Annotated in this window: 10 protein-coding genes; 5 read left to right on the forward strand and 5 right to left on the reverse strand. The window is 55.3% G+C overall.

What is annotated here, in order from left to right; all coding sequences use genetic code 11:
- Entirely contained in the window at positions 1-1,023 is a 1,023-nt protein-coding gene (locus GOW93_RS19945) for a replication initiator protein A (RefSeq protein WP_170388014.1), read from the reverse strand.
- A gap of 434 nt (positions 1,024-1,457) precedes the next feature.
- Here GOW93_RS19945 and GOW93_RS19950 point away from each other — a divergent pair, with 434 nt between their 5' ends.
- Together GOW93_RS19950 and GOW93_RS19955 are read left to right on the forward strand one after the other, a co-directional pair.
- On the forward strand, positions 1,458-2,846 hold the full coding sequence (locus tag GOW93_RS19950) for an AAA family ATPase (RefSeq protein ID WP_170388016.1): 1,389 nt from the start codon (positions 1,458-1,460) through the stop codon (positions 2,844-2,846).
- A gap of 31 nt (positions 2,847-2,877) precedes the next feature.
- Entirely contained in the window at positions 2,878-3,933 is a 1,056-nt protein-coding gene (locus GOW93_RS19955) for a ParB/RepB/Spo0J family partition protein (protein ID WP_170388018.1), read from the forward strand.
- A 149-nt stretch (positions 3,934-4,082) separates the two neighbouring features.
- Here the strand turns inward: GOW93_RS19955 and GOW93_RS19960 are convergent, their stop codons facing one another.
- The 4 genes from GOW93_RS19960 to GOW93_RS19975 form a co-directional block, all read right to left on the reverse strand.
- Positions 4,083-4,841, reverse strand: coding sequence for a hypothetical protein (locus tag GOW93_RS19960; RefSeq protein WP_170388020.1), 759 nt, complete (start codon positions 4,839-4,841; stop codon positions 4,083-4,085).
- Between the two features lie 386 nt (positions 4,842-5,227).
- Entirely contained in the window at positions 5,228-6,205 is a 978-nt protein-coding gene (locus GOW93_RS19965) for a nucleotidyltransferase family protein (RefSeq protein WP_170388022.1), read from the reverse strand.
- Positions 6,206-6,228: 23 nt separating this feature from the next.
- Positions 6,229-7,137 (reverse strand): hypothetical protein, encoded by a 909-nt coding sequence (locus GOW93_RS19970; RefSeq protein ID WP_170388024.1) that lies wholly within the window; start codon positions 7,135-7,137, stop codon positions 6,229-6,231.
- 319 nt (positions 7,138-7,456) lie between these two features.
- Positions 7,457-7,807, reverse strand: a complete 351-nt coding sequence (locus GOW93_RS19975; protein ID WP_170388026.1) for a hypothetical protein — start codon at positions 7,805-7,807, stop codon at positions 7,457-7,459.
- 952 nt (positions 7,808-8,759) lie between these two features.
- On the opposite strand from GOW93_RS19975, the gene GOW93_RS19980 reads away from it, so the two are divergent.
- From GOW93_RS19980 to GOW93_RS19990, 3 genes are all read left to right on the forward strand, one after another.
- Positions 8,760-9,716, forward strand: a complete 957-nt coding sequence (locus GOW93_RS19980; protein WP_170388027.1) for a sulfotransferase family protein — start codon at positions 8,760-8,762, stop codon at positions 9,714-9,716.
- Between the two features lie 411 nt (positions 9,717-10,127).
- Positions 10,128-11,351 carry a sugar transferase gene (locus GOW93_RS19985; RefSeq protein ID WP_170388029.1) on the forward strand — a complete coding sequence of 408 codons (1,224 nt, stop codon included), beginning with the start codon at positions 10,128-10,130 and terminating at the stop codon, positions 11,349-11,351.
- A gap of 240 nt (positions 11,352-11,591) precedes the next feature.
- Positions 11,592-16,404, forward strand: a 4,813-nt coding sequence (locus GOW93_RS19990; protein ID WP_170388031.1) for an Ig-like domain-containing protein, incomplete at its 3' end; no start/stop codon positions are given.

The raw sequence follows: 16,404 nt of genomic DNA on the forward strand, positions 1-16,404 counted from the left end.
TCACTGCGCTGCCGCACGCTTGCGCACCCAGCCCAGAAAAGCCGCGTCCGGTTTCCTGAGGCGCGGCCCCCCCGAGCGGGCCCAGACCCCGCGCCATTCCGCTTCGAGCCCATAGACATCCACACCCGGCATCAGGCCGCGCGCCTGCTCTAGCGTTTCGGGTTTCAACGCCGGCGGCGGTGTGCCGGGCTCGATCAGGCCGCTGCGGGGTGTAAAGCGGATCAGGTCGCCCGGTTCCTCGCGCATTTCGTAGTCGGGTAGGTGGTCGGCCTCGATCATGTCGCGCAGCATCTTGCGGAACACCCGGCGGGGCGAGGCCGAACCGGATTTCTTCAGCAGCGTCTCAACCGACACGGTCCACCCCGGCTGCCGTCCGCAATGTTTGCGCACCAGCTCGTAGATGCGCCGCTCCAGCGGTTTGCGCAGACGGAAGTAATCCCGGCTGAGCGTCAGTACCGATTTCGACAGCACCGCACGATAGAGCCAGTCGGAAAGAGTCACCGCCACGCTGACCATTCGCCCGCCGCGGGTATGGCGCACGATCTCCCAGCGTTCGATCAGGCCAAAGCCGGTAGTGGTCTCTTCTTCGCCGGTGACTATATTGGTGGTGATACGGGTGCCTGCCAGCCGCTCGAACGCCTCGCGGAGCCGCCGATAGGCGTCTCCGCTGGTCTCACGATTTGTCGCCACCAGCAGATCATGCGCCTTCAGGTGCAGCGTCCGGCTGACCTGCCGCCCGGCGTTAATCGCCGCCATCAGCTGACTGATGCAAAAGATCAGGATGTCCTTGTCATGGATCGTCGCCAGCCCCTTGACCGACGGCGTAACGGTGATCTGCACCCCGTTATGTTCATACTCGAGTATCCGGCGATCCGGACGGGTCGCCAGCGAAAAGAGCGGATGCTCCATACTGGCCAGATCGTCCTTGGGGATCGCGTCAAACACATCACAGACGAAAAAGTCGCCCTGCTGCCTGCGGTCCGGAAGAAGCCCCCCGCCCGTCTCTGTCACTGCCCTGCCCATGGCTCATTTGTCCTATCGCCCTGTTTTCAGGGCTCTGAATTCCGGTCGGTATCCGACTCGTTTTTTTCGTGGTTTTAGTGACACCAACCCTAGAGTTATCCACATACCCGCACAACGGGTTTTCATCGGGGGTTCGGAGTCACATGATCGGGGGTTTAGAGTCAGTCTATCGGGGTTTCAGAATCGGATATGGTCCCTGTTAATACTCCAAAGCACTTATTTCATTGACTTACTATCAATCTAGAAATCCCCGTAACTAATAAATAACACAAATCTAACACTATAAAAAAACACCAACCCCAAATTCTTGCGCTATATTGGCACCACCATCCCCTTATTTTGCTAAGAAAAATCGCCCATGTGACCATTTATCTTCCATATGCCCTGTTTTTCGGTATCATAGGGAAAACACAGCACATCGAGCGGTATATATCATGGCAAAGGACGGCACCCCCCTTCCCCCGTATTTCAATATCGACCCTGATGCAGCATTATCCGATCTGGACTTACCCACAGGCTCCGAAGGCTTTGCCACCATTGCTCAGGCCTGTGGCCAAGGCCGCTCTGATCTGGCCAGCCGGGGTATGGATGAACAGGGCCGCAAGTCGCTGCGCCTATTCTCTACCTGGGAGATCACCCGCTATCTGATCCCAGTAGCCCAAGCCCATTTTCGCCGTGTTCTGAAACAGAATCCAGATTTGCCACAAGGCCAGTCAGAATCTGAAGGCGGTGCCAAATGGTTCACCCTGGATGAGGTGCTGCGGCTGCGGGCTTTTTTCGGGGCACAGGGATCGAAGGCTAAAAACTACCTGCCCTATCGCCCCGCCGGATTGCCCGCCAAAATAGTGGCGGTGGCCAATTTCAAGGGCGGGGTCGGTAAGACTTCGACAGCGGCACATCTGGCCATGTCCGCCGCCCTGGACGGCTACAGGGTATTGGTGATTGACCTCGACAGTCAGGGATCAATGACCTCGATTTTCGGGGGACAGGTCGAAGATGAATGGCAAACCGCCTTTCCGCTGCTGGCACGCCATTACGCGGAATATCTGCGTCTCGAAAATCAGCGTCGTCTGGACCGGGGCGACCCTCCTCAGCCTCTGGACGAAGCGCTGAGCACTGCGCTGGACATGACTGTGGGCGACGTGATCCAGAAAACACACTGGCCCAATATCGATCTGATCGGGGCCCAGTTGAACCTGTATTGGGCGGAATTTCAGATTCCGGTCTGGCGTATGCAGGCCCGTGGGTGGAAGCTGTGGGATGCGCTGACGGACCGGCTTGAGATGGACGGGGTACTGGACGACTATGATCTGGTCTTCATCGACACCCCCCCTGCCCTTGGTTATCTGACCATCAACGGGTTGGCGGCGGCGGATATCCTACTGGTACCGATGGGAGCGTCTTTTCTGGAGTTTGACTCCACCGGCCGGTTCTTTGACATGCTGCATTCCACCTTTGTCAGCATTGAAGAGGGCGAAAATGTTGCCGCCCGCGCCCTTGGCCGCCCCGAGATGGCATTCGAATGGGACGCGGTGCGTGCGGTGATTACCCGGTATGACGGGGCACAGCAGGGGGAATTAGCGGCTCTGATGCAGGCCTATCTGGGTGAAACGCTGTCGCCACACAGACAGGATTTCACCGCGCTGATCGGTCAGGCAGGTGAGCAGGTCAACGGCATCTACGAAGCCGATTATCGCGATTTCAACCGCGAGACCTATGCCCGGGGGCGTGAGGCCTTTGACGCCACCTACGCGGCCTTCAAACGGCTTTTGCTGGGCGTATGGCGTCGGGCAGAGCTGGCCGAGCAGCAGGCAGCTGAATGATCCCCTGCAGGGACGAGTGAGGAGAGCAGAGATGGCAAAGCGCAAACGACTTACACCGGCTCAGCCAAGTTATTTGAGTGCAGCCCCTGAAACCAGATCCGTGCCCATGGGGAGTGGCTCCGCCCCGATTGCACAGGTGGCCGGCGAAGCTGCTGCCACGGCAGCGTTGGAAGAAGTGGCCCAGGCCCTGCAATCCGCCCGCAATGAAGGGCGGATGATCGAGTTGCTGGCGCTGGATGTGATCGACGACCGGCATCTGGTACGCGACCGACTGGAGCAGAACGAGGAGGAAATGACCGCACTGGTGGAAAGTTTGCGGGCTCGTGGTCAGCAGATGCCGATTGAGGTGGTCACCCTGCCCTCTCCTGCTGGTGGGCGGACACATGGTTTGATTTCTGGCTGGCGGCGGCTGACAGCGTTGCAGCGGCTCTACAAAGAGACTTCAGACCCTAAATTCGCCACTGTGCGGGCAATGGTAATCACCCCAGGCACCGCCCAAAACGCGTATGTGGCAATGGTTGAGGAAAACGAAATCCGGGTAAACCTCTCCCATTACGAGCGCGCCCGTATCGCGGTACAGGCAATGAAAGAGGGGGTGTATCCCAGCCAAAAGGCCGCTTTGCAGGGGCTGTTTGGAAATGCCACGCGGTCAAAACGCTCTAAGATCGGCACGTTCATCGCTCTGGTTGAGGCTTTCGACGCGGTACTGTATTTTCCTGCGGCCATCAGCGAAAAGTTAGGGTTGGCACTCGTACGCGAGATGAGCCGTGATCCGGGTTTTTCGGAGGTGCTGAAGGAACGGTTGCAAAATACTCCTCGTGACAGCGCTGAGGCCGAGATACAGATTTTGTCGTCTACACTCACCGAGCGCACCGCTTCTCCGGCCATATCGGATGGTCATTCGACGCCAGCCCGGACTCGGCCGAGGCCGTCTGCAGCTGCTCCGAGAGAGCGGATTGTCGTTCGCGTGGCGGCGGACGTCGAAATGCGGTTTGCGCCGGATCAGAGACGTATCGAACTGGTTGGGGATGGCGTGTCGGACCGCCTGGCCGAGGCCCTGAAGAACTGGTTTCAGGCAGATATGTAAGTGATCCAAATGTTTCGCGTGCGAAACATTTAATCTTCCTGCCGACCTAATCCTACATAAAATTCAAAACCTGTTTTGCCGGCTGATTGCGCTGAGTAAATATCCCTCAAATGACATAGAGAATAGAGCGGGCGCGCAGCATTCTGACTTCATGGTTTTTTGCCGCTAAGAATGGATGAAAAGCGGAGCACCAGGTTATGGCCCGCGATAAAGTCCAAAAGCGCGATATTCAGAAAACATATGCCGAACAACTCGCAGGATTCCTCTAGAACTGTAAGCAGGTCGTAAATGAAATCCTTGCTCATCTTGGTGCTGTAGAGGCCGCTGACGCCTTCGATCACGACCGCCCCAAAAAGAAATATGGCCCCTGCGGTCAGCATTTTCCGCGCTAGCGGCGAAGGCAGAGACCGCAGAAACGGGACGAACATAACGAGTAGGATTGACACAACAGAGATCCCCGCAAAAATCCAACCGTGATGAAGGAATACCTCGCGAAAGACAGGAGGGGGGATGGATTCATGGACTTGGGCGATTTCATCATACGCCAGCAATATCAGCACAAGGGCAGCGAGCAGCCAGTACAGGTTCAGCCATGATCTTTGTTGCCTCCGTTGAAAAATGAAAATCAGCGTGGCGAGTTGTGCAGCCGTCACCATGAGTAAAAAGCTGATAACCGTGGGAATACTGGTCTCGTTGTTCAGAATAAATCGGTCAGCAATCTCGATTACTGCGCGGTTGGAACTCTCGGATTTAACCCATGTCATGATAACAGAAAGAGCAGCCAAGATGAAAACGCCGTAGCGGCAGAACCACCGCAGGTACCGGGAGGACAGATCGATCCCCGCTTTTTCCGAGACATCCTCCTTCGGATGGGGGGCGGGGCTGTTGCGATGCTGCGCTTCCGTCATAGTCGCAGGTTTCCCAAGGTGGGTGCGATGCTAATCTTGCTCAAAAAAACTGTCCAGCACATGACTCCGAAGAATTTAGCAGCGTCTTCGGTCAAAATGCGGAAATCCCCAATAAGTGCGGTCGCGATGAGGCAAAAAAATAAGGCCGCTACCAGGCCTCGCCTCAGCGTTTGCGAGCCATCATCGTTAAGATCACCCTGGCTTGGGCTCTTGTCCTTGAGTGTTGCACGCAACTTTTCAAAACCTACTAATTTCGAGATTTCAATATGATTTTTGATAAAGTAGTAGAAAAATCGCTGGTTTAGCAAAGACTTTGTTGGTCGCTGCCCGTCTGATTACAGGCCTTTGAGATCCATTCTGGTTGGCAAAGTTGCGACTGAAGCGCTTTATCTTGCACTTATTCCCATGAACCGCGATGCGCCAATCCCATAGCGAACAATCGTCCATTCAATCTGGCCCAGACGTGGGTTTCGGAACTTGAGCCTCCTCCGCCAGTGCAGCAGCCGCACGGCCAGGCTCGGAGGAGAGGGAGCAGGCATTTTCACCGCAAACAGATGGTCGAGCATTGCGCTTTGCAGGTCGAAGGCCAGCCGGAACCGCCAATCCTGCCGCTTGCTGTGAAGCCATGCCCAGTCAATACTGGATCGAGGGTCCTCGATTTGTTCAATCAGGCTCAGCAGATAACGCAGGCTGGTCGCGCCCCTGGCAAGGGTCGTGTGATGCAGCATGTCATGGGCAATGTTGATGAGAAGGCGCAAGCTGCTATCAGGAACCAGAAAGTGGATACCGTCCCGCTCGTGTGCGATCAGGCGCGTTCTGAGATCTTCTTCGGTCAGCAGCGCCGAGATGCGGGACGGCAAAGCGTTATGTAAATCAATCGTGGCAACGGCCCCGGGGCGCCAGTAACTGCCCGGAGAGTGATCGTGCTGGCTGTTTTCGACAACTTCGAAACCGTCCCGAGCGAAAGCGGCCTGGACCGTCGGTATGTCGACCGGGGAGACGAGCAGGTCGATGTCGATGAGAAGGCGCGAATACTCTGCGGGCTCTGCAAGCTGCGCCATTTCGCTCGCCCCCTTGATGAGCGTTGGGATCACCCCTGCTGCATTCATGTCCGCAACAGCTGTGTATGTAAGCTCCCAAAGCTGGCGATTGCGTATTGTGTTGGCGCGTTCAAGCTCTGCCAAATATGCCAGTGCCTCGGGTTCTGTCCTCTCAGCTGCGCCAGAGACGATGAGGCGGCGATACAAGGCGGTTGTGACGAACTCGTCGGTTGCGACCGAAATCAGTTCGAACCAATCGGGATTGTCCTTGAACTCTCCGTTCAGGCACCCGACCAGTTGTTCGAAAGGGGAGGGAATAACCATTTTCGGCTCCTGGTCGAGAGGGGTCAGGTATCCTTGACCGGTTCGTTGCAGACATCACGAAGGGCTTCCACCGCCAAAGTCAGATCGGAATATTGCAACCGGAAACAAGACGCTCCATTCACACATGCGGCAAGGGCTCGGAATTCATCGGTGTTTAGGTCGGTGCTACCTGACCACGCCTGGCTGATGAGGCTAGATATCGTCTGGGGAACCTGTTGTGGGAACTGGGCCGGAGCCCCGTCGTTCAGACGATCGAGAAATACGATCCAGCTGACTGGGCGCGGAATGAGCGCCGCGTCTTTGTCGATCGCCAGATATCTCACATATTGACCATCCGGCCTCAGATGCGTGTCTGCCTTGGATATCTCGTCCTGTTTGGCGCCCAAAAGTTCCCAAGTGCCCGTTTTCAATGTCGACGGGAAGGGGAGGGCAAAAACGGACCCGTCATTTTTGAGGACGGCGATGTCGTCCCCGGCAAGGGTGAAACCTGCGGTTTCGAGGGCCGCCCCCAATGTGCTTTTTCCCGCGCCGGGCCCCCCAACCAGAAGCATCGCCTGTCCGTTGTCATGCACTGCAACCGCAGCATGCAGCAGCAGGTCGTCGGCAAACTCGAGAATGGCCTCGGTGATTGCAAGTTTTAGTTGCGGGACAAGCATTTCATCACTGACCCGAAGCGGTGGTTCATCCCGTAGTGCGATGTCGAACTTTCCGGACAGGCGGCGCTGTACCAGAACATACGTGTCGCAAGTGGTGCCGGAAGACACGGCCATGTGCCTGAAGGCGGCCATCACCGGATCGGGAATGGCCCCATCAAACCCGATAAGAACTCTGGAAATGCCGGCATCAACCAGCAACGTCGCTTTGACCGGAGCTGGGCCATCGCGGGTTGAAAGCGGCTCTAACGCGCCGACAGACCTCAGATCAGTAACCACGGAGGGGGCGCAAATTCCAGCTTCACGGGGTGTATCATCGTTACAGATCACACCCGTCTGAAACCGTGGCCAAGCCCGAGCCGCTTCATCGTTCAAAACGGAAAGGGACTGCCGCCCCTCGAGAAAAAGAAAGGCCTCGCCGTCAACCCATTCCAACTGGTTTGGGCCAGTCGGGATCAGGAGGTGAGTGAAAATATTATGTCCCCTTCGTTGCTTTGAAACAGCCAGACAGCATCCTGGCGCAGCAATTATTTTGTTCCAAGATCAAACCTCAATACGCTCCCGCGGCTTAGCCTGGAAGTTTTTGATACACGTTAATCTAATCAGCTCCGTGCAAGCCAATGCCTTGAACGGATGGTGCCAAGATCCAATGTTTGTTGGCGTCAGTCGATTTTTCTACCCCAACGGCCTCGGCCGCGCCATCCGTTTTTGCCACGCTGGTATGCGGCTTTTCTAAGTTTCCGGTGGCTTCTTTTGTTGAAATACTTGCGTTTGTATCGGTAATGCGTGGATCCACCGCCAGAACGGAAAATGCCCCCAGCATCTGCACTTTTGGTCGTTGACAGCAGAACCAAAGCTGCCGCTGAAGTTGCGCCTGCATACCGGCCCGCTTTTGCGAGAAGTTCGCGGCGTTCTGGAGATTCAGGGGCTTCAGCCCTATCTCTTTCATGCTGTGACATGTAAATCACTCCCTTCCAACTCATTACTTCACAATGCCTCTTAATAATTGACTGGATTGGTGATTCTCTCAAGGAATGATTCGTCTTTCAAAATGGAACCATGGGGAAATATTTCTGTGCGTTCGCAGTTTGGGCGCAATTCTCGAAGGGCTACCCTGAGGTCAGCGCGGACAAATCGAAAGAGGTGCCGGAGTCTGTACGCGGCTGATCAGGGGGTGAGGCACTTGCAGTCCTCTTGAAAATTACCTGTTTTCCACCAGTGCGTTGATTGCCGCCTTCTGGGCCTATCTGATGCATTCGGTGCACTACGAAATGGCCGTTCAAGATCAGGTGGCCTGTGGGCGTTCTCGGTGAGGGACAACTGATGTGCCGGTTCTGATCGAAATCAGCCATTGGTGGTGTACATCCCGTAATATTGTATTAAGTTTACTTCAACGAGCAGGTTGAAACGACCAGTACAAGCCAACGGGCAATTTTTATCGATTTAGTTCAGCCATGCCTAACTATGGGCATATTCTCGTAATATTTGTTGCGACAGGTTTTGTCGGCCGGGTTACGCGGAACAGAATATCGAAGGCTAAGTGAAAATGGTTGGATATTTGGCTATCGGAATGTTCATGGGATGTCTTGCAGGAGGCATTGCATTGTATTTCGGAATTAGCTTGCTGATAGCATTCTGGGTCATTTTTCCGATGGCTGGATCTGCCACCGTTTTGTGTGTGGCCCTTGCCAGATTTTATGCCATTCCCTTCTTCGGAACCAAGGAACTCGAGCGTAACTGATCTATGAGGTGTGCGGGATGGCCCGCCGGGTATTTTCCTTGATCTGTGCCGGACGCCACAATTAGGGTGCGTCGCATGGTTGCATGCGATCGAGAATTGCCAGATCGTTTGAGTTTTATGGCGGAGCGTCCACGCGCCCGCTTTCAGGGCCGGTTTTAGGATGTTGGTGAACGAGTGTGCCTTTCAGTCGAATTTTCCCCCGAAGGGATATATTATAGGTGCCCCAAAATGCGGCACCACGGCACTGGCCCAATACCTATCGGAACACCCTCAGATCGCCTTCAGCAAACCTAAGGAACCGCATTTTTACGCAGACGACCTGCCGGGTTTGCGGCGAACCAATGACAAGGATCAGTATAAATCCTTTTTCTCCCCGACCCGCGATACCCGTCTGTTGATGGAAGGTTCTGTCTGGTATTTGTTTTCGCAAACGGCGATCCGAGCGATCATGAACGAACGCCCTGACGCCCTGTTTGTGATAATGCTCCGTAACCCCGCCAAAATGCTGCCTTCGCTGCATCGGCAACTTCTCAATGCCTTCGATGAGGATGAGAGGGATTTCAAAACTGCGTGGAATCTTTCAGATGCCCGGGCGAGGGGAGAGCAAATACCAAAGAAATGCCGGGCAACGATGACGCTGGACTATAAGCGTACCGCGGCTTTTGGTGAGATGTTGGAGCGTTTGTGGTCTCAAGTTCCGCGGGAACAGACGCTGATCCTGTTTCAGGAAGAAATGCAGGCGGATACGGGTGGTGTGTATCGTCGGGCGCTTGATTTTTTGGGGCTCGATGATGACGGCCGACGTGATTTTCCCCGGGTCAACGAGGCGAAACGGTACCGTTCGCGGCTTCTCGGCTATGCAACCAATCGTATGGGCGCAACCCGCGAAGTGATTTCGAGCCCAGTCAAGAGAATTCTGGGGCTGCGGTCTCTCGGAATTACAAAGAGGCTGAAGCGTGCGAATGCCGCCTCAGTCGGGGTTTCGCGGTTGGATCCTGAAATGGAAGACGTGATTATCCAACACTATGAGGAGGACCTGCGTCTTCTGGAGGGGCTAATCGAGGGCGGGCTGCCCGAGCCGTTTTTTCGACCCAGGCAGAGCCCGCAACACCTCTGAGGACGTTGCGACAGGTAGCGGGCTCGTGAGGTGGTGCCGCGATTCGGTCCTGTCGACATGGCAGGATGAGTGACTCTTTTCAGAGAGTTAGCCTTCTTACTCCGGGTAGAAGGCTTTTGTAGTCACACAAGTACATAAGATTGCTCATATAATGGCTTAAAACTCGCCTTACAGCTCCGATTCAGGGGGCGTGAACGCGCTTTGCCATCAGCTTTCTTGCTTTTGAAGGCATTGTTGATAAGCTTGAGGATGGAAATGTCCGGGGGGTTGTCGACTGCGATGCTGTAGTTGATCGCTTTTTTGTCTGAATTTAATACTGCTGACGTTGCAATTATTTTAAGCAACGGCCCTTCGGTGTGAAGACGTACGACTTTTAAACAGTATCCGAGTTAAACGAGGGAAGTTTGTCCAATGAAAAGTGATTTTCGGCATTTGGATTCTACCGCGGGAACGATACGGAACACAAAGCGGGAAGGGCACCCCCAAATTCATCAGGCCGAACCTGCTGCGGCACGTTCAAAACCTCAGCAGAAACCCGTTGTGTACGGTGCCGCCAGGAATACACGAGGGCGCGCCATCGGGTTCCTGCCGCGTTCTGAAATCCTGCACCGGATTTACAATGCATCAGTAGCGGGGCTGCTGCTTTTTATGGTTTTGCCGCTGTTCACCCTGATCAGCCTGGCCCTGCTGATGACACAGAGCCGTCCGATCTTTTATCGCGGTAATCGGGTTGGCCGAAACGGTGAACTGTTTGATATCTACAAGTTCAGAACGCTGGACACTGCCAAGGCAGCCCAACTGACCAAGGATAAGGTTCTGCCTGCCGGGTCTGGACTGGAAACCCCTTTGGGAGGGTTTTTGAGGGAAACGCGGCTGGATGAGCTTCCGCAACTGGTGAATGTGCTTAAGGGCGACATGAACATCTGTGGCCCGCGTCCGCTGCGTCCCGAGATTGCAGATTTGCTTGGACCCGGTAGCCGGGGGTTTTCTGCGCGCCTGAGCGTCAAGCCAGGTCTATTGGGTCCTACGCAGGCATTCATGAGCCATGGCACGTCAAAATCGGTCAGAGGTCGCCTGAACGCCGCCATGTGCATCAAGCCGGTAAGCTACCGGAGCGAGTTGGAAATGATCGTTCTGGTGGGGGCCTGTGTCATGGCCAGGTCCGTCTCTAAACTGACATCGCGGCTTTTGCGGCGGAATGCGGACAATGATACGCCCATGCGTGACTGGGCGGCCAAATCCGGCGTTATGGTATCGTACCGATGGGCAGATGCGGTGGCATCCCCGGTTCGTTTGATTGATGATGAAAACCTGATTGTTTCTGACGCTTGCCCGGCGGGCAAGGGTGAGTTGGTGATCACCCATCCCGACGGAACCCGTCGTGTAGCCAAAGTCATATCCGAGAAACGGGATACCTTGGCACCGGGAGAAGTCGTGCTGAGGTACCGCCCCAGTAGTGACTATTCCCACTACATTCTGGAAAGATACCTGATGCAGTCCGTTGTGGTGCCGCATCATTCGCATTTTCTTTTCCGGCATGTTGCTCGTGCAGCGAAGGGGCGATTTCACCTCACTAAACGTTTTGCCGATTATTCAGATTATTCAGAGGTGTCGACCCTTCGTTTCAAGAACTGACACCGCCACGGTTCGCCCAAGTGAATAGTTACGTGTTGAATTGGGGAGGGAAGGACCATGAGGTCGCATATATTTTCTTCTGGAGGCGTAAACTCTGGCCTTAATAGTCATCGGGGTCTTCTCGACTTCAGTGTGACTGGTATGTTTTTACAGTCAGTTCCAGAGTTGAACGGGTATATAAATCCTTTTAACTCTGATCAGAGTTTAGGTGTATTCACCCTTCCAGAAAGAGAAGTTGATGTGGGGGGGCTGCCGCAGCTTGGCGAAAGCAATGCGTTGGATGGATCGCAGCACACACAAGCTTCGGATACAGCAATACATAAGGGTACGGATGTTGGGCCGGAGTTCCCTTCGCGTTTTGAATGGAGCGTCGACAGTGGGCATCTTGTTGTCACTCTAAACCCTGCGGCCGACTGGAAGCCAACGTGGCTGGATGAGTATCAGCCCGAGTTTGGCCGCCTCTCGGAAACTGAGTGGTTCAGCGCAGAGCAGTCAGGACCTCCTGACTCGCGAGGTCCGCGCGTACCCAACCAGGATCGCGACATCGAGCAGGAACCACTCACAAATCAGGATACCAGTGACGAGACAGGGCCGGTGTCGGCCGAGTTGGCTTTAGTTGATGAAAGCGATGACTGGCTTACTGCGTCGCAAACGGAGCAAGAAGCTGCACCTGCTCTGTTGCAAACGAGTGCAACACTGGCCGTTGAGGAAAGTTCGGGTGAAGAAAACTTGGTGGCCGCCAATGCCGCGGAACCGATTACGTTCGGCGTAGTAGGGTTGACCGGGAGTGTTTCGAATAACCCCACAGCTATTGATTTCAGCAAGACGGGGAACCCAACCCTGTTCGTCGCGCAGCAGGATGGTTCCATCTATCGCTACGAGGTCGAAAGACAGCCCGACGGACCTGATCCCGACACGGCGGACGAGTTCGTTGCCACCAGCACATTGTTGATAGACACCATTCCGGATGACACTCAGAATTTCAATGATGACGGAGCACTGAACGGAACAAACCAGCGGCAGGTCACCGGCATGGTCGTGACCAAGGATGCCGCTGGCAATGACGTACTGTACGTCTCTTCTTCGGACTGGCGGATCGCGGTTGGCGAAGACAGCGGTCTTGATACGAATTCCGGTCAAGTTCACCGGATCACGCTGGACCCGGACACTGGGGATGTGTTGTCGAATGTCGCCGTGTTGCGCGGCCTGCCGCGTTCCGAGGAAAACCACGCAAATAACGGTATCGACTTGGGGATTGATCCTGTCACAGGCGATACCATCATGTACGTTGCGGTGGGCGGGATCACCAACAAGGGGGCGCCGGGAAACAATTTTGCCGGCACGATTGATTTTGCCTGGTCGGGTGCGATCATCAAGATCAATCTGACCGAACTAGAATCCTACGACATCAGAACTGATGCCAATGGCAATCAGTTCATTCTGGACCTTTCGACTCTGGACGACCCGACACGCCCCAATATCGACCTGACAACGCTATCCATTCAGGACCTCAATCTGGACCCCAACTTTACGCTGGATGACAACGGAGAGATTGGAGGCGTACTGCAGCCCGACTGGGCCGGTGGCAACAACGGCCTGAACCAGGCCAAGATTACGGATTATGTCCTTGTCAGCGATCAGGGGCAGCTCAAGCTGGTGAGTAATCCGGTCGAGCTTTACGCACCGGGATACCGGAACCCCTACGATGTCATCGTGATGAACTCGGGCGAGGTATTCACTTGGGACAACGGACCAAACGGGGGCTGGGGTGGGCAACCGCTTTCATTCTCCGATGGCGCGATCGTAGATGATTGGACCACGGAATACGCGACAAACGAATTTAACGAATCCGGCAGCATTGGTTTTGGCGATCAACTTCATTATTTGGGCGACGTAACTGACACTTATGGAACCTATGGCGGCCATGCCAGCCCGATCCGGGCTGCGCAAATCGCGCTCCAGGCGGCGTTCAATTCCGATGGTACATATGCGGGGGCCACATCTTCGGACCCGATCATCGTCAATGGTATACAGATTTTCGACAACGAGGCGGATGCCCGCAATTATCTGGAAAAACTCCTGATCATTTATGAGCAGGACGGATCGGGAAGCTGGGTGGATGTCACGTCGACCACCGGTCTGCCTGCGGACCTGTTCGACGTTCTGTCTGGTTATGATTGGAGCCACCCGGGCAGCTCCATCGACAATCCTCTGGATTTCTATGATGGATCCAGCGTCATGGACGGGACCCCGTATTCGCCGGAATCGCAGCTTCTGGATCCAACGGTGGACGGATCTCTGGTTGTAACACCGGATTCAACCAATGGGCTGACCGAATTTTCAGCGACCTATTTCGGTGGTCAGTTGCAAGGCACGATTGTAGCGGCCAGTTTCGACGAAACGCTCTATTTCGCCCAGCTCGTCGACACTGATGGCGACGGGCGGACAGATAGTGCCAACATCGTCCATACCGAAGTTTTAACCGGATCAAATCCTCTGGCCCTCGTGGCTCTGCCAGATCAGGGGCTTTCACCGGTACTGATCGATAATAACGGCGATGGGGTGGATGATTTCTCCGGCTTGATCGCCGTGGCGACTTATGGGGCTGACACGGTCAGCTTCCTGATTCCAGGCGGAGATCCAATTGACCCTGGTGACGATCTGGATTTGGACGGGTTGAACGACATTGTGGACACCCATGTAGGTGATCCACTCGATGGGCTAGGCGTCACGATTTCGAAAGGGCAGTCGGCGCTTTGGGGGTTCGAACTCAACAACCCATCCTCGACGCCGGCAGGTGCGGTGCCGCCAGGCAACAGCATTGCGGGTGATATCGGCATAAATGCCGCGTTCCGCGACGGTGTTTTGCCTGCGACAGACAATGGCGGGGACGAAACCCAGGGCCTTTTCAACGGTGGGGTGTTCAATCTGGGCGGCGCCTCCAGTTTCGTCAGCCTTGATGTTGCACATGACGGGACGGCTGAAGGTACGGCAAATACGCAACAGGATGTTTTAGGCATTGGCTTTGGTGCCCCTGATGCGACGCATCTTACAATCAGCACGGAAATGGTGAACATTTTCACCTATTCGCTGAATACCGATCCGCCAGCCAAGGTCTGGGACGGCGGAGAGAAGGTCGGGTTGGTTGTTGGTCCAGGCGACCAATCAAATTATGCCGAAGCGACCATCGCCGTTGTCGATGAAGGTGGGACGATCAAATACGGCGTTCAGCTGATTGTTGAGACCAATGACAGCTTCCTGACCAGCTTTGTCGAAATTCCCGGTATTGAGGCCCCGGTCATCGCGGGGGTCGGAGACCCGAATTTTCAGGTGGCGATTGATCTGGATCTGACGGGGGGTATCGAAAGTGCGACGGCGCGTGCGCGCTACGTCGACGATGGTACCTATACGGATTGGGTCGAGACGTCTGCTCTGGCACTGCCTGCAGATGTGGTTGCTGCGGTCAAAGGCCAATATGACAATCTCGGCAACACGACGGGTGCCTTTGTCGGCATGATGGCGTCTGCGCCTGATGGTGACGATTCCTTTGCGGCGTCCTGGGACTGGATCAATGTCGAAAACGTCGACGTGCCCATTGGCGCTGCGCGCTTTGGCGTCAACGAAACCTCTGACAATATAAACAAATCGACCTTTGCGGTTGGTTCATTCGAGATTTCTAATGTCGGCGATAAGGTTATTACCCAGGTTGAGTTCGACATCACCGATGGAATTGTACCTGACGCGGTATTTGACCCGTTTGGCGAGGCCGGCGATACCATTTTCAAGGGTCTGACCATCGACTCGGAAGGGGGTACTGGTGTCGATACAACGCCGGACGCTTCCAATTATGTCGGCATTGGCGGAGCTTCCGGATATGAAGGTCTTATCCTGACCTTCGACCCGGCACTGAACGGTGGTTTTGAGCCTGGAGAGACCGTCACATTCTCGATCGATATGGACCCGAACTCCCTGCTTGGTGCCAAGAAGTCGCTACTGGACGCGGGGTCGTCGTTCGGATGGGATGCTGCAGGTATCTCAGGTGCAGAAATGATTGGTGCGACGGTGACGGTCACCTATGCAGATGGCACCACAAGCACCGGTGATTTGATTAGCGCGGGGAACAATGCTGGCTCATATACCGTTTCGTCAGAAGCCACTCCGGGGCTGGAACCAACCCTTACCGTTAATGGTTTGGGTGAGGGCGAGGCAGGGACATACGGAATTGGCGGCCCCACGGTTGTGCTGAACGGGCCCTCCGGGCTTGTGGCGCGCGTGACCCTGGCGAAAGGGTTCATCCAGCCTGAAACGAACGAGTTCTACAACGGCAACAGTGAAGATCAGGCTTATGCGCCGCAACTCGACGCTCAGCTTGCGGCATTGGCGGCGACGGATTTCCCGGCCAACAACATTGTCGAGTTCCAGACATTCGACATCGTTCTGGATGGCTCGGATCAGGATATTTCGGCGATGTTCGATTTCGCAGGTGTGGCTGATTACGATTTCGTTGGGGAAGACGAGGTGCCACTGGCGTTTGTGGCATCAGTTATCAATCCGGACGATGCGAATGCTCCGCTTGGCCCAATAACGCAGCCGATTTTCCTGACCTTCGATTCAGGCGCTGGCGACACATCGGCTCCGTTTGTGCAATCGTCTTCTGCGCCTGATATCGGTCAGGGGGATGTTGGGGCGTCCAGCACGCAGGTCACGGTGATCTTTGCGGATAACGTGGCGGTTGATGTCTCCAGCATCGATGTGGGTGACATCACCGTGACCGGGCCGGGTGGCCCGCTGACGGTGACGGGTGTGAGCGTGGATGTGGGCAGCGATGGCACTCCGCGGACGGCAACCTACACGGTTGAGGCGCCAGGCGGGACCTGGGATCTGGCCGATGAGGGCGATTATACGGTGGCGTTGCTTGCGAGCGAGGTTGAAGACACCAGCGGCAATGCCGTGGTGGCCGACCCGTCGCTTGAGGTCTTTACAGTTGATCTGTCGACGGCCCCACCGGATCCGTTCCGGGTCGAGGCCGAGACGTTCAACATCGTCAGCGGCT

Source organism: Ruegeria atlantica, from assembly GCF_013032455.1.
GTDB lineage: Bacteria > Pseudomonadota > Alphaproteobacteria > Rhodobacterales > Rhodobacteraceae > Ruegeria > Ruegeria atlantica_B.